Source organism: Microcoleus sp. MOSTC5 (assembly GCF_036701825.1).
Lineage (GTDB): Bacteria > Cyanobacteriota > Cyanobacteriia > Cyanobacteriales > Microcoleaceae > Microcoleus > Microcoleus asticus.
On sequence record NZ_JAUBRK010000068.1, the window covers coordinates 18,826 to 39,552 of the forward strand.

The 20,727-nt window shown below is 44.5% G+C and carries 13 protein-coding genes; 8 read left to right on the forward strand and 5 right to left on the reverse strand.

The features are described from left to right. Positions 1-45: 45 nt before the first annotated feature. The 4 genes from QUA54_RS28210 to QUA54_RS28225 all read right to left on the reverse strand — a co-directional run bounded on the left by QUA54_RS28210 (position 46) and on the right by QUA54_RS28225 (position 4,421). Entirely contained in the window at positions 46-1,782 is a 1,737-nt protein-coding gene (locus QUA54_RS28210; RefSeq protein WP_333417661.1) for an ABC transporter permease subunit, read from the reverse strand. Between the two features lie 295 nt (positions 1,783-2,077). After that, positions 2,078-3,421: a nitrate/sulfonate/bicarbonate ABC transporter ATP-binding protein gene (locus tag QUA54_RS28215; protein ID WP_333417663.1), complete on the reverse strand. Its 1,344-nt coding sequence runs from the start codon at positions 3,419-3,421 to the stop codon at positions 2,078-2,080. Positions 3,422-3,508: 87 nt separating this feature from the next. Further along, the gene (locus QUA54_RS28220; RefSeq protein ID WP_333417665.1) at positions 3,509-4,015 is read right to left on the reverse strand and encodes a hypothetical protein; all 507 of its coding nucleotides are present in this window, start codon (positions 4,013-4,015) and stop codon (positions 3,509-3,511) included. A gap of 190 nt (positions 4,016-4,205) precedes the next feature. Further along, positions 4,206-4,421 carry a hypothetical protein gene (locus tag QUA54_RS28225; RefSeq protein WP_333417667.1) on the reverse strand — a complete coding sequence of 72 codons (216 nt, stop codon included), beginning with the start codon at positions 4,419-4,421 and terminating at the stop codon, positions 4,206-4,208. 212 nt (positions 4,422-4,633) lie between these two features. Here QUA54_RS28225 and QUA54_RS28230 point away from each other — a divergent pair, with 212 nt between their 5' ends. The 4 genes from QUA54_RS28230 (at position 4,634) to QUA54_RS28245 (ending at position 15,216) form a co-directional block, all read left to right on the forward strand. Then, complete coding sequence (locus QUA54_RS28230; protein WP_333417669.1) at positions 4,634-4,828, forward strand: PAS domain-containing protein; 195 nt, start codon at positions 4,634-4,636, stop codon at positions 4,826-4,828. A gap of 709 nt (positions 4,829-5,537) precedes the next feature. Further along, the gene (locus tag QUA54_RS28235) at positions 5,538-10,991 is read left to right on the forward strand and encodes a PAS domain S-box protein (RefSeq protein ID WP_333417671.1); all 5,454 of its coding nucleotides are present in this window, start codon (positions 5,538-5,540) and stop codon (positions 10,989-10,991) included. Positions 10,992-11,081: 90 nt separating this feature from the next. Beyond that, positions 11,082-14,243, forward strand: a complete 3,162-nt coding sequence (locus QUA54_RS28240; protein WP_333417673.1) for a response regulator — start codon at positions 11,082-11,084, stop codon at positions 14,241-14,243. 10 nt (positions 14,244-14,253) lie between these two features. Continuing rightward, positions 14,254-15,216 (forward strand): diguanylate cyclase, encoded by a 963-nt coding sequence (locus QUA54_RS28245; protein ID WP_333417675.1) that lies wholly within the window; start codon positions 14,254-14,256, stop codon positions 15,214-15,216. Between the two features lie 352 nt (positions 15,217-15,568). On the opposite strand, the gene crcB is transcribed toward QUA54_RS28245, so the two are convergent. Further along, on the reverse strand, positions 15,569-15,967 hold the full coding sequence (gene crcB / locus QUA54_RS28250; protein WP_333417677.1) for a fluoride efflux transporter CrcB: 399 nt from the start codon (positions 15,965-15,967) through the stop codon (positions 15,569-15,571). Between the two features lie 128 nt (positions 15,968-16,095). Between crcB and QUA54_RS28255 the strand changes: the two genes are divergently transcribed. The 4 genes from QUA54_RS28255 (at position 16,096) to QUA54_RS28270 (ending at position 20,685) form a co-directional block, all read left to right on the forward strand. Further along, complete coding sequence (locus tag QUA54_RS28255; RefSeq protein ID WP_333417679.1) at positions 16,096-16,719, forward strand: macro domain-containing protein; 624 nt, start codon at positions 16,096-16,098, stop codon at positions 16,717-16,719. A 343-nt stretch (positions 16,720-17,062) separates the two neighbouring features. Continuing rightward, positions 17,063-17,650, forward strand: coding sequence for a hypothetical protein (locus tag QUA54_RS28260; protein ID WP_333417681.1), 588 nt, complete (start codon positions 17,063-17,065; stop codon positions 17,648-17,650). 228 nt (positions 17,651-17,878) lie between these two features. Continuing rightward, a complete protein-coding gene (aspS, locus tag QUA54_RS28265) occupies positions 17,879-19,666 on the forward strand; it encodes an aspartate--tRNA ligase (RefSeq protein WP_333417683.1) in 1,788 nt (595 codons plus the stop codon). An 80-nt stretch (positions 19,667-19,746) separates the two neighbouring features. Continuing rightward, positions 19,747-20,685, forward strand: a complete 939-nt coding sequence (locus QUA54_RS28270) for an AAA family ATPase (protein ID WP_333417685.1) — start codon at positions 19,747-19,749, stop codon at positions 20,683-20,685. The last annotated feature ends 42 nt before the right edge of the window (positions 20,686-20,727 follow it).

Here is a 20,727-nt window from a genome sequence, read left to right on the forward strand (position 1 = left end):
TATCAGCTTTGGCTGCTATATTTCACTCCTATTTTACTACCCAAATTAAACCAATAATTGATATTTTTCTTCTGCCAAACGGTAAAGCGGCCGCCACACCAAACGGTTAGTCAATACAACTAACAACGACATCACAGAAGTAGCAGCCAAAAGCAAGGGAAAATTCCCAGATGCCGTCGCCTGAGAAATAGTTTCTCCCAAACCCTCTGTAGTAACAATTTGGCCTTTAAACTGCACGTATTCGCTGACAATACTGGCATTCCAAGCTCCGCCGACTGCCGTAATAATTCCTGTGATTAAGTAGGGAAAAATTCCAGGTAAAATTAAACTTTTCCAGCGCTGAACTAGGGATAGTTTGTAAACTTGCGCAGCTTCAAATAACTCCGAAGGTATGGCTTGAGCGCCAGCAATAACATTAAACAGCAAATACCACATTGTACCCAACATCATCAGTGCCACAGAACCAATTTGCAAGCCGCCCCCAGCCTGAATTAAAGCTAGTAGCAATACGGGAAATAAAGCGGTTGCCGGTACAGAAGCTGCTATTTGTACTAATGGCTGCAAAATTTGAGCTAAACGCGGATTTCGACCGATCGCCACTCCGACCGGCACTGTCCACAACAGCGATAAAAATAGCGCGCAAATGACTCGCAAAGCCGTGAAAAATGCACCAGTCATGACTTTTTGCCAGTCCGACAAATTCAGCAACCGCAGCAGCAGCACCGCTTCCCAAGTTCCCCAAAGCACAATGACGGCAAACCCGCTGACAAATATCCAATTTATCCAATTTCCGATCCGGCTTTTTTGTCTGGGATTTGTTGGTAAATTAGCAGGTGCAAAAGCTCTTGCCAAACCGCGATCGAAACTGTCTCTAATCGGCGAAATGCGCGACTTAAAGACCCGCAGCGTCGCGGATCGCCTCAAAAAATCCAACAATTTTGACTGCGGTACATTGGTAGCTTCCACGGCTTGATATTTAAACTTTTCCGCCCAAGCAATCAAAGGCTGCCAGATCAAAAAGTCTACGGCTATAATAACAGCAATTAATACTGCTAAACCCCAGCCGATCGCCCCAAAATTACCTTCATTGGCGGCCTTGCCCAAATAGGAACCGAGTCCGGGCAAATTAAAGTTTTTGTCACCCAAGGTAAAAGATTCGATCGCAATCAAAAAGAACCAGCCGCCCGCTACTGACATGACACTGTTCCACACCAGTCCGATCGCACCAGCGGGCAATTCTAACGTCCAGAACTGCTGCCAAGCATTGAGCCGATAAACTTGAGCAGCTTCCTTAAGTTCTCGCGGAATGCCGGAAAGCGACTGATAGAAACTAAAGGTCATATTCCAAGTCATCCCAGTAAATATTAAGATAATCGATGCGAGTTCTACGCCGATTCTTTGACCTGGAAATAAAGTAACTAGCGCTAAAACAACTCCCGGCAAAAAAGATAAAACAGGAATCGACTGCAAAATGTCTAACAAGGGAATTAAAATTTTTGCTGCGAGGGGAAAGCGGTAAGCAGAATAAGCATAAACTAGGGTAAACAGCAGGGATAAAAAATAGGCTGCTGCCATGCGTAAAAGACTCTGGGCTGTATATGCTGGTAAGACATTGAGCGTAGTCTCAATTTGAAAATTTGGGTTGTAGTCACTGCTGAATTGAGAAGCTGTTTGGACAATGACCAAAATTAGAGAGAAAATTGCTAGAATCAGCAAGCCGTCTTGCCAAGTCCAAGCTGACCTTTCTAAAGTTTTATTGGCGGGTGTTAGAGGTCTTGTCATAATAATTAGTTATTGGGAATGGGAATCGGGCATCGGGCATTGGGCATCGGGCATTGGGCATCGGGCATCGGGCATCGGGTATCGGGCATTGGTTATTGATTATTGGTTATTGGTTAATTGGTTAATTGGTTATTGGTCATTGGTTAATTGGTTATTGGAGGCAGAGCCTCCGGGTATGTATTCCCAGGCCGAGCCTGGGAACAAGACTAAGATACCAACAACTAACAAATAACAAATAACAAATAACAACCAACAACCAACAACTAACAACTAACAAATAACAAATAGCAAATAACTACTCAGCTTTATCTTCTGATTCTAAGAAGATTTCGCCGCCCGGTTCATCGTAACTGTATAACTCTGCATAGCGACCCCAGTCAATAGCAGTTTTCAATTGCCTCATTGCTTCTTTGGGGCTAAAGTGGGCTTCTAGAATATCCAAAATTAACTCTTCAGAAAGGCGGTGATTGCGCTTTGCCTGAAGCATTCTAGAAATTTGCTGTACGAGGCGAATATTGCTGAGAATTTGGGTGCGAACAATTTGTTTGCGCTGGTCAATTCCGCCGGCAATGAACTGAATGCCAACAGGAGTTAAAATGAGGTCGCCTTCTTGGATTACCAGAAAATCCATTAATTTTGCTGCTTCCACGATCGGCAAAATGTCGTCAACCTCTAACATTAATTCTTGACCGAGGCGGTAGAGGTCTTTTTCCTTGCGGTCTTCCAAGAGTTCCAACAGACCTGCGATCGCACCGGTTCGCACCTGCGGCAGAGATTGGTATTTAGCGCTTTCAGGGGGTTGAGTTTGAGACACAGCAGCGGCACTTTCAGCAGGTTCTGTCACTGTTTCGTCGCTCAAGTCAGGATTGGTGAGAATTTTGTAAACTTGGTCTACGAGAGCTTGGAATTCCGCAGTTTTGCGATCGCGGTAGTGTGGCAAAGTCACTGTCAATTCGGCGCGAATTCGCCCCGGATTGCGACCCAAGACTACAACTCGATCGGCTAAAATTACCGCTTCCTCAATCCCGTGAGTTACGATTAAAACAGCTTTAGTCGGAATCTTCTTTTCTAGCCACAAATCTAATAACTCAAACCGCAAGTTTTCTGCCGTCAGCACGTCTAAAGCTGAAAATGGTTCATCCATGCAAAGCAATTCGGGTTCCACCGCCAAAGCTCTAGCAAATCCCACCCGCTGCCGCATTCCGCCGGAAAGTTCTTTCGGATAAGCATTTTCAAATCCGTCTAAACCAATAATGTCAATCATACGCAAGGCTTTTTGCCTGCGCGTTTCTGCTACTTCTCCTTTAGCTTTTAAGCCTAATTCTACATTTTCTAGTACCGTCAGCCAAGGATAAAGGGCAAAGTTTTGAAATACAATTGCCACCCCAGGATTTAAGCCTACTAAAGGACGATTGTGGTAAAGAACTCGACCGCCGCTGGGCGGGATAAGTCCGGCAATCATCCGCATTAATGTTGATTTACCCGAACCGGAAGGCCCGAGCAAAGCTACTATTTCGCCCGATCGCAGCTCTAAATTAATTGGCTCTAAAATAGAGATTTTTTGACCGTTGGGCTGCTGGTAAGCTTTGCTAACGCCTTCTAAGGTGATGAGGCACTCTGTTGCTGTTTTAACTATCACAACTAAACCTCCTATGTTTTGTTTAATTTTAGTTATTAGTCATTAATCAGCCGTCAAAAACTCTGGTAAACTGACAACGGATAACGGCTAATTGATACCAGTTTCGTAAAATAATGCAACGGCAGGCAAGCCCCAAACCATGATGCAGTCAGTCATTCTCAATCGAAAATCAAAAATCGAAAATCGAAAATGGTATGACTGCCGAGTATTCGGCCAATTTTCTGTGACAAACGATCGCTTTTTCACCAGGAACAATACGGGAATAGCAGCGAGTTGGAGCGCAACTGAAAATACAACCAGCCAAGTAATTGAGCGATCGTACAAAATTCCCATCGCCAAACTGCCCAGAAACCATGATAAGCCATAGCCTGTGTTAAATATCCCATAGGCGGAACCTATTTTGTCGGCAGGCACAAGTCCAGCTACGGCGGCTTTCAAAGTCGATTCCTCGGCTCCCATATCTATACCCCATAAAATCATTTCTAGCAATGCCCCCTGCCCGTTTCCGAAGAATACCAATGGGGCAAACAGTGAAGAAAAAATCACTGCAAACATCAGGGCAGAGATGCCGATGCGATCGAACTTGCCGCCCAAAAATCAGGGCTGCGATCGCATCAATTCCCATCGCCCAAGCGTAAAATAGCGGAATCTGGCTGTCAAATGCGATCGCGCTTCTGTGAAAGTCAGTCGATTTGAGATTTGAGGCTTGGGTGTAAGCGCTGAGTCGAAGGATTTGAGATTTGAGATTTACTCCACAGATGAATCTGGGAGGTGGAACTTTCGTCTAAAATCTTGAGTTCTCCACCACAGGAGTCGGGGGGTTGTATCCGTTTTTGCGCCTGGTCAAAGGTAATGAAGGGAAAATCCCATAGCCAGCCCCAATCAACCCTAAAGTATCTAAAGAAACCCAAAACAGCCCCGGCAGCCCTTTTTTGATTTCTAAAGCTCCTGCTTCAAAATCGCGCGGATTAAGATAAATTCGCTGAAGTAGCAACAGCACTATACCAATCCTAAATCATTTGTCAATTTCTTACTCCCGAGCGAGCGGGTTCGGGGAGGGTTGGGGTGGGGTAAAAAATTTACGACTCCTGCAAGGATTGCTATATCAGCCCCAAAAAAGCTGGCACAGCCCAAATCGCAAAGCCGAGCCGATAACCTAATTGCTTTGCCCGTGCGATCTGCTATCATCAATAACGAAGCTGGGGAGCGCTATTGGATAACGTGCAGTCGATCGTTGTCGCACTCGATAGATCCCAAAATGTTAACTACGTAAATCCTTTCTTCTTCCGCGTCACGGGTTATACACACCAAGAAGTTTTGGGGAAGAATTGGTTTGACAACTTATTACCTTGCTATAGTCAACAATTAATTAAAACTATCAATATCACCTGCCACCAGTTATCGTAAATCCCCTTTATCCCCAGCTATGGTTCCTGTTAAAACTGCCAATGTGTTGGGCTGGATTTAGACTCTCATATTAAATCTAGGAACAGGGAACAGGAAAACCATTTTATGTAGGAATGGGTCTCAAAAGCTGCATCTGAATAGTGTAGAATTATAACAAACCAGATGGACATTACAAGGTGCGTATTGTGGGATAAAAATTCTCTGCCCTCTTAATTTTATTACGGAATGTTTACACTTGTATCTTTTCCTTAACCGTTTTATATTCTTTACAAATTTTTTTTTTACAGGGTATTGTTATGGTTGCTTCAACCGAGCTTACAGCACTTTGCAACAAGAGTGAAACACCCCTTAGTTAAAAAATAGGTCTTTATGCCACACTGCCCCTGCTGCTCGAATCAAATGCTGCGTCACGTTCGCGAGCATCAAATCTACTGGTTTTGTCGCCAATGTTGGCAAACAATGTCTATTTACAATCTGAACAGATGTAGCTCAGCGCTCTTTCTAAATTTAGTGATATATCTAGGGCTTAAGGAATAAGATTATCGCTCGGTATAATTTAAAAGTTCTATTTAGAACCGATCGAGTTTGTTTAGAAATTGTCCGAAGGCGAACTGCTTTTAACGCTTAAAATTTGGCTCGTTAGCATCATAAAATTACACAATGTTTGCCCCAAAATTTGCAGATAAATCTATTAATATATCGTTAATTTATGGCTACAACTAGACTCAACCTGATTATAACCTTATGCCAAACACGATTTAAAAGATGGCTACCTCTTCTGCTTGGGGTGCTGGCTTCTCTTGCTGTTTTACTTACGTGGCAACAGCTAACCATCAACAGACAAATTCACATCGAGCAGTTAATTCAGCAGCAAGCCAATGCGATTCAGTCACAACTGAGCGAAGGATTATCAATTCGGGTGTTGACACTTCGGCAAATGGCGAATCGCTGGGAAGCCAATGGCGGTACGCCAAAGGCTCTTTGGGAAGCCGATGCAGAGGCTTATGTAAAGGATTTCTACGGTTATCAGGCGATCGAATTAGTCGATCGATCATTTAAAGTGCGATCGGTTGTGCCGCTGGCTGGGAATGAGGCAGCGCAAAACCTAGATCTTAATCGGGAACTGCGTCGCAAAATCACTTTGCAAGTGGCTCGTGATTTGCGTCAACCTATGTTAACTCGCAAAATTTCACTCGTTCAAGGGGGTCAAGGATTTCTAGCAAGTTTTCCTTTATTTGTAGGGGAGCGGTTTGATGGGTTTATTGTCGGAGTTTTTCAGTTTCAAACTCTATTTGACAGTATTTTAAAAGTGCCACCTGGGTACAAGGTGGCTATATATGATGGCACAAATTTAATCTACGGTCAAGAGTTATCATCTCATTATTCACTGCATAAAACAGTTGTAATAAGAGCCTATAGTGCAGAGTGGCGACTAGATATCGATCGCAATTTAGATTTAGTAGAAAAGAAAATTTTTAATTTACCAATAGTTGTGTTAATTGGTGGCTTAATTTTAGTGGTGCTGCTGATGTCAGTCGTGTATCTCGCACAAGTTAGTTATCGCGAAGTCCATCAATTCAAAAAAGCAAATCGCCAGTTGGAATGCGAAATTCACCAGCGACAACAGGCAGAAATTGCGATTGCCCGACTAGCTGCGATCGTTGAGTCTTCGGAAGATGCCATTATCAGCAAAGATTTAGAGGGTGTAATTACAAGTTGGAATGTAGGAGCAGAAACAATTTTTGGCTATACAGCGGTCGAAATAGTAGGGCAATCAGGGACAAAACTGATTCCCGCAGACTATCGAAATGAGGAAAACGAAATTCTTACCAAAATCCAGCGAGGAGAACGCATCGAACACTACGATACAAAGAGGCTAAGGAAAGATGGAACATTAATCGATGTCTCGATGAGTGTCTCCCCCATTAAAGACGAAACAGGGAATATAATTGGAGCCTCAAAGATTTCCCGGAATATTGCTGACCGCAAACAAGCAGAAGCAGCACTACGTCAAAGTGAAGAACGCTGGGAACTTTCTGTACGCGGGAATAATGACGGCATTTGGGATTGGAATGTTCAAACCAACGAGATATTCTTGTCTAGTCGCTCGAAGGAAATCTTGGGCTATGAAGACCACGAAATCAAAAACCTTGTAGACGAATGGACTAATCTGGTACATCCCGATGATTTGGGATGGGTGAAGCAAGCCGTTGAAGACCATTTTGCCAAGAAAACTCCTTTCTATATCACAGAACATCGCATTCGCTGCAAAGATGGTTCCTACAAATGGACGCTCGATCGCGGTCAGGCACTTTGGGATGATGCAGGTAATGTAATTCGGATGGCTGGCTCTCACACCGACATTACCGAGCGCAAGCAAGCTGAATTTGCTTTACAGGTAAGCGAAGCCAGATATCGGCAATTGATCGATAACTTAAATGCGGGTTTTGTGATTCATGCGACAGATACCAGCATCCAATTATGTAATGAAAAAGCCGGTGAATTACTAGGGCTTTCAATGGATCAAATGCTGGGAAAAACCGCGATCTCTCTGGCATGGCATTTGGTGCGGGAAGATGGCAGCGTTATGCCCCTAGAGGAATATCCGGTAAATCAGGTTTTATCCACTGGAAGTTCCCTGAAAAATTATGTTTTAGGAATTAACAAAGAAATTGATAATTGTGTTTGGCTATTAGTTAATGCCTTCCCGGAGTTCGATCGAAACGGTCAAATCGCACAAGTTGTAGTTACGTTTATTGATATTAGCAAGCGCAAAAAAGTAGAGCTAGAAATCCAAAAAACTCGCAACTTCTTACAAGCACTGCTGGATCATCTACCGATTGCAATTTTTGTTAAGGACGCAGATCCTAAACGATTGGGCGTATTTCAGTTTTGGAATAAAACCAGCGAACGGTTATTTGGCATCTCAGCCGAACAAGCGATCGGCAAATGTGGCTATGATTTTTTCCCAATAAAACAGGCTATCTTTTTTGACCAAAAAGATAGAGAAGTTTTTGAAAAAGGTAAGACTGAGGATATTGCTGAAGAACTCATTGACAGTCATAGTCTGGGCAAACGTTGGCTGCATACTGTGAAGATTCCCATTTGCGACGAGCAGCATCTGTTCCAGTACCTACTTTGTTTTTCAGAAGATATCACCGATCGCAAACACGCAGAAGCAGAGCTTAGAGAAATGAGTGAGGTGATGAAAAATGCGGTGGCCGGCATTTCCCAACTGGATGTACAAGGGCGTTACCTATATGTCAATAAAGCTTATGCTGACATGACAGGCTATCACCCAGAAGAAATGATGGGGATGTCCTGGGAAAAGACCGTACATCCCGATGAGTTGGAAAAACTGGTTGCAGCTTATTGGCTGATGGTGCAAGAGGGCAGAGTTGAAGTTGAAACGAAAGGGGTTCGTAAAGATGGTTCGGTTTTTTACAAACAAGTCGTTATGATTTCAACTTACGACGAACAGCATCAATTTTTAGGGCATTACTGCTTCATGAAAGATATTACAGATCGCAAAAAAGCCGAACTTGCACTAGAACAGGAACTCCTGCGGACTAAAACGTTTTTTAACACTTCCAGGGACGGTGTTGTTGTCATAAATCGGCGCGGAAACGCGATCGAAGCCAGCCCTAGTTTTGCTAGAATGCTGGGCTACAGCTTAGAAGAAACCCTGAATATGAATGTCTCTGATTGGGATGTTCAATGGACGCAGGAAGAACTACAAATCATGCTCAATATAGAGGAGATTGTTCCTTTGTTTGAGACGCGACATCGCCGCAAGGATGGTTCAGTTTATGATGTAGAAATTAGCTTGGATCGGGTAGAATTAGAAGGTGAAATGATGAACTTCTGTATCTGCCGGGATATTAGCGATCGCAAACGCATTGAAGCGGAACGCCAACAAGCAGAACAGGCACTCCGAGAAAGTGAAGCTCGCTTCCAAGCCTTCATGAATCATAGCCCTGCCCCTGCCTGGATTACCGATGAAAAAGGTGTAATTTTCTATGCTAGCCAGACTTATCTCCATACCTTCGAGTTACCCACTGACGATCTGATTGGCAAATCCATTTGTGAACTTTACTCTGGCGCCGTCGCCCAACAATTTCTCGACAATATCCAAGCGGTTATTCAAACCCAGGAGGTAATTGAAACGGTTGAGGTTGCGCCCCGTCGAGATGGAACGCTGGGTGATTTTCTCGTTTACAAATTTCTCATCCCCGACTTATTTGGGCAACTGCTAGTCGGTGGTGTGGCGATCGATCTGACGCAACAACATCAAGCTGAAACAGCTTTACAAATGAGTGAGGAACGCTTAATGCTAGCACTAGAAGCCTCTGGAGATGGACTGTGGGATTGGAACATTAAAACTGGAAAATTTTACCTGAGTTCCCATTACCAGGAAATGCGGGGCTACCAGCCGGGTGAGTTGGTGATGGATTTGAACGTCTGGGAGCAGATGATTCATCCTGATGATAAATTCTGGGTTTTTGAGTATCTGAACAGTCACTTGCAAGATAGCTCAATTAAGTATGCCTGTGATTATCGCGTGCGTTGCAAGTCAGGGGAATGGAAGTGGATCGCTGACTACGGGAAAGTCGTTGCCTATGATGGACAGGGTAAGCCTTTACGGATGATTGGAACACACAAAGACATCAGCGATCGCAAACAAAAAGAAATAGCACTGCGACAAGCAATGGAAGCTGCAGAATCAGCAAACATGGCGAAAAGTATCTTCCTCGCCAATATGAGCCATGAACTCCGCACGCCTTTAAACGTAATTCTGGGATTTACCCAGGTAATGACCCATGACCCTTCCCTCACTCCCAACCAGCAAGAAGACCTACAAACCATTCGTCGCAGTGGCGACCATCTCTTGAGTTTGATTAATGATATTTTAGACCTCTCGAAAATTGAATCAGGACACTGCACAATAGAAGAAAGTGGATTTGACTTAATTGCCCTGCTACATAACCTGCGAAATATGTTAGCAGAACGAGCTAGTTCTAAAAGACTTGACCTTTGTTTCGAGATTGCTCCCGAAGTTCCCCAATTTATTCTTGCCGACGCTCAAAAACTGCGCCAAGTTTTGCTCAATCTTTTGAGTAATGCGATTAAATTTACCGAGCGGGGAAGCATTACTTTGCGCGTCAGCATCAAGGCTCCCACTACAGAAGTAGCATTCACAACTCGGACTATTCTCCAGTTTGCAGTGAGTGACACGGGTGTAGGGATTGCACCCGAAGAAATTGATACTATCTTCGATGCGTTCGTGCAAGCCCAAGCTGGAAAGCAATCGGTAAGTGGCACAGGGCTAGGATTGACCATTAGCCGCAAACTCTTAGAGCTCGTGGGCGGAGAAATTGCTGTTAGTAGCCTTTTAAGACAGGGAACTACATTTACCTTTACTTTCCCCATCACTCCCACCAGTGGAGTTAACCTCACATCCGAACAGCACGATCGCCTCGTGATAGGGCTGGCTCCCGGTCAACCCCACCGTCGCATTTTGGTAGTTGACGATCGCGCCGAAAATCGCCTGTTGATAGTCAGATTGCTGACACAATTAGGATTGGAGGTACGAGAAGCTACCAACGGACAGGAGGCAATCCAGCTATGGCTTGAATGGCAACCCGACCTCACCTGGATGGACATCAGAATGCCCTTGCTAGATGGATACGAAGCCACTAAAAAAATTCGGGCAATGGAACACGGACAAACCAGCATCATTATTGCACTCACAGCACAGGCTTCTCAGAGCGATCGCACCCTCGCCCTCGCTGCTGGCTGCAACGACTACATCAGCAAACCCTTCCGAGAAAATACGCTATTTCTCAAGATGGCGGAATATCTAGGCTTAGAGTATGTATACCAGAAAGAAGGAACAGTGAATGAGAAAGAGGAAACATACCTCTGCTGTACGATCTGTCCCGTTTCAGATGCCCTCGCTCCAACACTTATGGCAACATTACCAGAAGCATGGCTGGCTCAATTGGAGGAGAATGCTGTATGTGGAGACGATGGGGCGATCGTTGAACTTGTATCTCAACTTTCCCCAGAACTCGCTCAACTTGCTACCCGTCTGACTGAACTTGCCAACCAGTATCAATTTGAGCAAATTCTTCAGCTAATTCACGGCAATTCCGCAACCTGAGTGGGGGATAGGAAAATTCTTCAATCCAAAATCCCAAATCTAAAATCCACAATTGACAAGTTTTTAACTTTTAGAATTACTTACTTTAAAATGCAAATACCAATTGCTACGAAACCACCCTCACTCACTCCTTTAGAATTGACAACTTTAGAGCAGTGCAGCGATGAATCAGTGTATGCTCCCGGTTATATTCAACCTTATGGAATAGTTTTGAAGTTGCAAGAAGCTAACCTCAAGATTTTACAAGTGAGTGAAAATGTAAAACTTTTTTTTGGCATAGCCGCAGAAGCATTGCTGGGTCAGCCCTTACAACGGTTATTTTCCCGCGCTCAAGTGCAACGGATTGCCGAATATCTGAGCGAAAATAACCTAGAAATTCATAATCCGTTTGAGCTAAAAACACACCGGAGAATTGCCCAGGTAGATCGGGGTCGGAAAACTCAGACCTTTAGAAGCACGCTGCATCGGACAGGAGATGGGTTAATTCTGGAACTCGAATCCCAACTGACCACCAACAAAACTCATTCAGTCCACTTCTATCATCGCCTCCAAGCTGCCATCCTCAAACTTCGCAGCGCCACCAACCTTTCCGATTTAGCTCAAACCCTTGCCAGAGAAGTGAAAGCGATGACCGGGTTCGATCGCGTCATGATCTACCGCTTTGAAGCCGACAATCATGGGGTGGTGATTGGAGAAGAAAAAGAAAGCCATTTAGAAAGTTATCTGGGATTGCATTATCCGGCGACCGATATTCCCGTACCCGCCCGCAAATTGTTTTACCGCAACTGGGTGCGCCAAATTCCCGATATCAATTACACACCTGCCCCCCTAATTCCTACTAACAATCCCCTCACCAATACACCCCTGGATCTGACTGATTGTGTGTTACGGGGAGTTTCTCCCTACCACATCGAATATTTGCAGAATATGGGAGTCGCCGGGTCGCTGACAATTTCGTTAATTGACGATCGGCGTCTCTGGGGATTAATTGCTTGTCACCATTACAGCCCGCGATTGGTGAATTACGAAACGCGCAAAAGTTGTGAATTTTTAGGACAATTTGCCTCGATTGAACTGGTGCATCAGCAAGAAAAAGAATTGAATGTTTACCGAAAGCAAGTAAAAACTATTCAGGATCAACTTCAGCAGGCATTCCAGCGAGAGTCCAATTTTATCGAACAGGTATTGACTCGAAATGCCTCTCAACTGCTAAATTTGGTTGATGCTCAAGGCGCAGCCATCCTACTTGATGGTCGTCTGACACTGGTGGGTAAAACACCCTCTGAATCAGAGATAGAGGAGTTTGTAAAGTGGTTGGCGCAACACAACCAGGAACGAGTGTTTGCAACAGCTTCTCTCTATCAGTTGTATCCCCAAGCGAAGCAATTCAAAGACCAAGCCAGCGGTGTTTTAGCAATCTCAATCTTGCTGAGCTATGTCAAAGAAAAGTCATACCACATTCTTTGGTTCCGACCCGAACAAATTCAAACCGTAAACTGGGCAGGTAATCCACAGGATGCCGTCACAGTCGATGAAATTGGAGCAATGCACTTGTGTCCCCGGAAGTCGTTTGAACTGTGGAGGCAGACAGTGCGGGAAATGTCTTATCCTTGGCAGGCGGTGGAGTTAGAAGCAGCCGCCGAAATGAGAAACATCCTCATGCTGGCAGTGCTGGAGTTTTCACAAGCTGCCCTAGAACAAGCCGCAGAGCGGGCTGCGATCGCTAACCGCGCCAAAAGCCAGTTTCTTGCCAAGATGAGCCACGAACTCAGAACACCGCTGAATGCCATTCTGGGATTTACCCAGCTTATGAACCGCAGTCCTAATATTCCATCTGAATTTCAAGAGCATTTAGGTATCATTAGTCGCAGTGGAGAACACCTGCTGACATTAATCAATGACGTTTTAGAAATGTCCAGAATTGAAGCCGGCAAATTGGTACTTAATCGAAGTTGTTTTGATTTGCATCGGCTGCTTTTTTCTATTAACGATATGTTCCTCCTCAAAGCTTCTGAAAAAGGTTTGAATCTGAGTACAGAGTGGGATGCTACTGTGCCGCGCTATGTCTGCGGTGATGAAGCCAAAGTTCGCCAAATTTTGATTAATCTGCTAGGGAATGCGATCAAATTTACAACCACAGGAAAGATTGCGCTGCGGGGACGAGCTTTTTCATCAGATGATATGCCATCGGGAACCCTAAGCGAAGGCGAAGACACCATCAACCAAACCAGTTGGACGCTGCCTATTTCTGTTCCCTATAATCTATGCGATATTAAAAAAACAATTACCCTGCATTTTGAGGTTGAGGATACCGGATCTGGTATTGCGCCCTCAGATTTAGAATCTATTTTTGAAGCTTTCATGCAAACCGATTGCGGTCGTCATGCAAAGGGAACTGGTTTAGGACTGTCTATCAGTCGTCAGTTTGCTCGTCTGACGGGAGGGGATATCACTGTCCGAAGCAACCTGAATCAAGGATCGACTTTTACCTGCGAAGTTATTTTGGCTCTACCGGAGTCCCTTGATTTAGAAGAGGCTGAAGCCGATCTCGTTATCGGGCTGGAATTAGGGCAACCGATGTACCGAATTCTAGTCGCAGAAGACGTTCCAGAAAATCGGCAATTGCTGGTGACACTGCTGGAGTCAGTTGGGTTTGAGGTGTGTGCGGTTGAGAATGGGGCACAGGCGATCGCCCGTTGGCAAGTATGGCATCCAGACCTGATTTTGATGGACATTCAAATGCCTGTCATGGATGGTTATGAAGCGGCGAGACAGATTCGAGCGCAAGAGTCATCAGTCATTAGTCAGTCGTTATCAGCAGACAACTCTGAGCCTAAGATAAATGACAAAGGAAACATGACCAGCATCATTGCTCTGACTGCATTAGCTTTTGAAGACGATCGCAACGCCTGTCTGCAAGCCGGTTGCGATGACTACATTACCAAGCCGTTTAGTGAAGCCACACTTTTCGACAAAATAGCTTTTCACTTGGGTGTCCGCTACTGCTACGCTGAAAAAGTTCTCCGAGAGTCATCTGTTTTACTACCAAAGACGTTGACTCCAGAAGATTTGAAAACTATGCCTATCGAATGGATTGCACAAGTCCATGAAGCAGCACTCGATCTCAGCGATCGCAAGCTATATCAACTCATAGCTCAAATTCCCAAGGAGAAACAAGATATCATTGAAGCAATGATATCGCTGGTTGATAACTTCCAGTTGGAAGCGATCGCAACTCTCACCCAATTTTAGAAAGAAGATTATGGCGACTTTACTTAAACTTGCTGCCCAAACGAATATTCTGATCGTGGACGATACCCCAGACAATCTGCGGTTGTTAGCCAAAATCCTAGAGTCACAGGGCTATATTGTTCGCAAATCACTCAACGGTAGAATGGCTCTCGAAGGTGTTCGCCGCAACTCTCCGGATCTGATTTTACTTGACATTAATATGCCTGAAATGAATGGCTACGAAGTTTGCCAACAGTTGAAAGCATCTGAAGCTACTGCTCAGATTCCGATCGTTTTTATCAGTGCGCTCGAACGACTCGAAGACAAGGTACGGGCGTTTGAATTGGGTGGTGTAGATTACATCACTAAACCTTTTCAAGAGCAGGAAGTGCTGCTCAGGGTAAAGAATCAATTACTCATTCAACAGCAACACCAACAACTGATCGAACAAAATCAACGTTTAGAACAGGAAATCCAGGAACGTCTGAGGGCAGAGGCAGAAGTAAGGCAGCTATCCCTGACGGATGAATTAACTGGATTATATAACCGACGGGGCTTCTTTTTACTAGCAGATCAACAGCTAAAAATTGCTCGACGCACGCAAACCTGCTACTATATTTTATTTGCTGACTTAGATGGTTTAAAAAAGATTAACGACACTTTCGGACACGAAATGGGAGACAGAGTAATCGTTGACGCAGCTCAAATATTGAAGCAAACTTTTCGTGATTCAGATATTGTGGCTCGACTGGGCGGAGATGAATTTGCTTTATTTGTTCCTACTTTTTCTGGGAATTCATATAATTTTTATAATCGGCTGCAAGCTAATATTGATAGCTTTAATCGACAGCACGAGCGAGCCTATCTACTATCAATAAGTCTAGGGGTGCAGGCTGGGGATTTCAATAATGACTTTTCATTAGAACAATTGGTGGCAAAAGCAGATCAACTTATGTACGAGAATAAACGCACCAAACGCTGTTTAAATCGTTAACTGTTCTTTTGAGAACAGCGATATGCGAGCGCCAGAAGTATTATTGATTAAACGTGAACTCAACCGAGAAAGAGTAAACGGAAAACAAGATAGGCAAACAGCTTGAAGACTTTAGCCCCTCAGCCGGAAAACACGATGCAGTACACATCATCACACCTAAACCTGACAGGGTTGCAATCCCGTTAAAAGCCCTCCCTGTATTAGGTTAAGGGAACTTGTGTTCAAAAGATGTCATCGTTATTGTCCGCAGCCCCGATCTAAAATCGACTGACTGATGCTGTATGGGTTGGGAGTTTGCCTACAGTTGCATTCTTTTTTTTTAACTGGTATTATTTCCACAAACCGATTTTATCTATTTGCCAATTCGTGCTAAAATGATGCCTAGCTGAACGGCGATTACTCCGAGTATGGCACTGCCAGCCCAGTAAGAAGCGGCGATGCTGTAAGATCGATCGCGCCACAAGACATTTGTCTCTAAACCGTAAGTTGAAAAAGTAGTATAAGCACCCAAAAAGCCCGTTGCTACCATTAACCGCACTTCCGACGGAATAGTCGGAACTCGTTCAAAAGCGAGGGTAATAAAAAATCCCATAGCCAAGCAACCAGTGATGTTAATAAAAAAAGTTCCGTAGGGAAAAGCCGTACCGAAACGGCTGGCAAACCACAAGCTGATATAATAGCGGCTCAAAGCGCCGGCAACGGCACCTAAACTAATTGCGATGGGATGGCGGAGATTCGGGTCTTGCAGCATACAGCTATTAAATATTTGCTACTTGATATTGAGATGAATTTTAGATTCAGCGGACTTATGTAAAGTATTGTATGATTAAATTGGCGCTCGCTCTGGCTATTCTTAATTAAAACCTATAGAGAGTATTTATGCAAATTGTGCTAGTCGCCGTAGATGATGATTTAGTTAGAGCGTGGGAAAGCACTTGCGGAAATATGGAAAATGTAAAGATACACCGCGGCTCAATGTTCGATGTTAAATGCGATGCTATTGTTAGTCCGGGCAATAGTTTTGGTTTCATGGACGACGGCTTAGATTTAGAAATTTCGGAATATTTTGGAGGTCAGGTTCAAGAACGCCTGCAAAAACTAATTCAGACTCGACATCACGGCGAACTCTTAGTAGGAAGGGCAGAAATTGTAGACACCGATCATGCTGAAATTCCCTATTTAATAGCTGCCCCTATCATGCGCGTTCCCACAGTTTTAAGAGAGACAGTAAATGTCTATCTAGCAACCAGGGCTATTTTAACTCTCGTCAAATTTGGCACAGTCCCAGACGGAACGCCAGTCAAACATATCATTGAAACTATCGCTATTCCCGGCATGGGTACGGGCACGGGCAAAGTGCCGCCACATATCTGCGCCAATCAAATGAAAGTTGCGCTCGAAGATATCCTCCTATCTCAGTACGAATTTCCTCAATCTTTACTGCACGCTCAAAGATGTCACCACTTGTTATATTTGAGCGAGGTCGAAGATTTGCAGTTATAAAATTGGCAGCATTAAAGTTGCAATTTTTATAGTGTTGAGAAATCAATTTTATTGGTGTGTGTTTTTTGAGGCTGAGCGATTTATTAAAAATTGAAGTTCGCTAAACCGTACCTGCAAGTTGGCGGTATCCTACACACGAACTCAACTTTGGTAGATATAATCTAATATAGAACTGAAACCGCTCGACTGCGGAAGCGCAGATTTAAAATTTGATGAAGCTGGAACAATAATTGCCGAGTTATTCTTAAAGGCCCGAATAAAATCTGGCGCTACACCTACAAAGTCTGCATCCAGGGACTGTGAGATTTTTGGAAAATGTTTGCTACCAAAGGAGAAGATTGATATGACAGATCCAAAAGTAACCGAAGAACCAATTTTAGAGGCAACTGTCGAAACGACGGATCTCGTCAAAAAAGAGATGCCCGACGCGACTGATGAGGCGGTCGCAGAAACTGCGGCGCTGTTTGAAGCAATTAAAAAACGCGCCACCGCCGAAGTGCAAGCAGCGGGCGAACTCACCCGCGAAGCTTATTTAAAAGCTGTCAATAAGGCCTCCGGGGCGATCGAAGAAAATAAGGATCTCGCCCACGAGAGATTCACAGAAGCAGTCAGGCTGATTAAACAAGAAACTGAGAAAAATTGGCTGGTGGTAGATGCGATTAAAACGCGGGCGCAAGCGCAGGTGCAAGATGCCGGCGAAGTCAGTCGCGAAGCTTATTTGAAAGCAGTGCGACAAGCGCGAGAAGCGGTGGAACAAAATAAATTGATCGAACGCGATCGCATCGAACAAGCTGTTGACCACATTCACACGGAAGCTGAAAAGAATTGGCACCTTATTGTGAAGCAAATTGAGTCGATCGGCACTCGCTTGACAGAAACCGCTAAGTCTGCATGGAATGCGCTAACGGCGTTTTTTGACAAGAAGCATTAAACTCCGATATGACACCATTTTAAAGAACAGGCAAGATGCCTGTTCCACAAAGATTGAATTTTCTTGTAGAACAGGCATCTTGCCTGTTCATATTTAAAGAACAGGCAAGATGCCTGTTCCACAAAGATTGAATTTTCTTGTGGAACAGGCATCTTGCCTGTTCATAAAAGGTTTTGACACTAAGCGCTATAATCAAAAAGCTTTATTTTTAGTCCATAACCCCCAACCATGAGAACTTACTACTGCGGCGAACTGCGAAGCGAACACATCGGAGAGACTGTCACCCTTTACGGCTGGGTGGATCGCCGCCGCGATCATGGCGGGGTGATTTTTCTGGATGTGCGCGATCGATCGGGTATTGTGCAAATTGTCAGCGATCCTGAACGGACGCCCGATTCTTATCGCGGGGCTGAGGCTTTGCGCAGCGAATACGTGGTTAAAATTACGGGTAGAGTCACCGGCCGCCCCGAAGAGTCCCTCAACCCGAAATTGCCTACGGGTGAGGTGGAAATTTATGCTGACGAAATTGAGTTGTTAAATGCGGTTCGCAAACAGTTACCGTTTCAGGTGGCGACGGCGGATACTGAAAGCGTGCGGGAAGATTTGCGACTGAAATATCGCTATTTGGACTTGCGGCGCGATCGTATGAGTCGCAATTTGCAGCTTCGCCACCAAGTCGTCAAAGCCATGCGCCGCCACCTGGAAGATGTCGAAGGTTTCATGGAAATTGAAACGCCGATTTTAACTCGGGCGACTCCCGAAGGTGCGAGAGATTATTTAGTTCCCAGCCGCGTCAATCCCGGTGCATGGTATGCTTTGCCGCAGTCGCCGCAGTTGTTCAAACAATTGTTGATGGTGTCTGGTTTTGACAGATATTATCAAATTGCCCGCTGTTTCCGCGATGAAGATTTGCGCGCCGACAGACAGCCAGAATTTACGCAATTGGACATGGAAATGAGTTTCATGTCTGTGGAAGAAGTAATTGCCTTAAATGAAGGTTTAGTCTGCCATATTTTCCAAACTGTCAAAGGCGTTGAATTGCCTTGTCCTTTCCCCCGTTTGACTTACGCTGAAGCAATGGATCGCTACGGTAGCGACAAACCGGATACTCGCTTCGGTATGGAATTAGTCGATGTTTCCGATTTGATGAAAGATTCGGGATTTAAGGTATTTTCCGGGGCGGTTGCTGCGGGCGGAATTGTGAAAATTTTGCCGATTCCGGGCGGGAATGATGCGATTTCTAACGTGCGGATTAAACCGGGCGGCGATTTGTTTAAGGAAGCTAGCGAAGCCGGTGCAAAGGGATTAGCTTACATTCGCGTGCGGGAGAATGGGGAAATTGATACGATCGGCGCAATTAAGGATAATCTGACGGAAGCGCAAAAACAGGAATTGCTCGATCGCACTGGCGCGAAACCCGGTCATTTGTTGTTATTCGCAGCCGCTGATGTGACAACTGTCAATAAGACTTTGGATAGATTGCGTTTGTTTGTCGGTAACGAATTGGGATTAATTGACAAAGACAAGATGAATCTGCTGTGGGTGACAGATTTTCCGATGTTTGAATGGAACGCTGACGAGAAGCGTTTGGAAGCATTGCATCACCCGTTTACAGCGCCGCATCCCGACGATATTAACGATTTGAAAACTGCGAGAGCTCAAGCTTACGATTTGGTGTTAAACGGCACAGAAGTGGGCGGTGGTTCTCTGCGGATTTATCAGCGGGAAGTTCAGGAAAAGGTGTTTGAGGCGATCGGCTTATCGACTGAGGAAGCTTACAATAAGTTTGGCTTTTTGTTGGATGCGTTTGAGTATGGAACTCCGCCCCACGGAGGAATTGCCTACGGTTTGGATCGGTTGGTAATGCTGTTAGCTGGTGAGGAATCTATTCGGGACGTAATGGCTTTTCCGAAGACGCAGCAAGCGGGGTGTTTGTTGACAAATGCGCCGTCTGGTGTGGATGAGAAGCAGTTGAAGGAGTTGCAAGTGCGATCGACTTATACGCCCAAGTCGTAAGGCGATCGAGACTTAGGCAAAGCCGATGTGTCATGCTGAGAGAAACGAAGCATCTCAGTTGAAATGGCTAAATCATAATTATGAAACACCTTGACAATTTAACCATCCATCGGTTCCGAGGCCTGCGAGATTTAACCTTGCAGGACTTGGGTCAAATCAACATATTGGTTGGTGGGAATAACTCAGGTAAAACCAGTGTTTTAGAGGCGATATCAACCTATTGTCGCCCCTTAGATCCGCTGGAATGGTTGAACACATCGTGGCGACGAGAAATCAAATATTCTCGCAAGCCAAGACTGGAGGCACTAAAATGGCTGTTTCCTCAAAATAAAGAAGAAGAACAATTGGATTTTTACCAAATGGAAACTCATGTTTCTGGTAATGGTAAGTTTTCAGTGAGAGAGTCGAGGGCAATTTACCAAGAATTTGAGGGAGTGGAATTATCGGAAGATGACGAAAGTCAATCCTCAGACGATCTTGGATTTGATAATACTCTGCGAGGTGCAGAAATAGAGCTAAAAGCTATTATATCGGATTCACCAAATGAATTATCTGAATTTTTTGAAATTTGGGAAAATGAGCGTTTAACGAATCGGCGAATTCGCTCAGATGCAATGCTGTCAGTTGATACTGTGACACCTTTTTCTCACCGCATAGAACAGTCACAAGTTGGCTTGCTCTCAGAAGCTATTTTTCAGCGTTTTAAGCCGGAAGTGATTAAGCTATTGCAAGTGATGGATTCAGGAATTATTGATTTAGTGATTCTCTCGCATGGCGGCAATCGTAGCAGTCTCTATATTGACCACAAACAAGTGGGAATTTCACCCTTAAGTTCTTTTGGTGATGGAGTACGTCGCTTGCTATTTATTGCTCTAACCCTGACAAAAGTCAGAGGTGGAGTTTTGCTAATTGATGAGATAGAAACAGCAATTTATACTGAAGCACTTCGCAGTTCATTTGCTTGGATTGTGCAGTGGTGCAAGCAAATAGACCTCTTGCAAAATAATTTTATGATATAATGAAAAGTTTTGCTGAGAGTTGATTGAATCCCAACTCCTAAC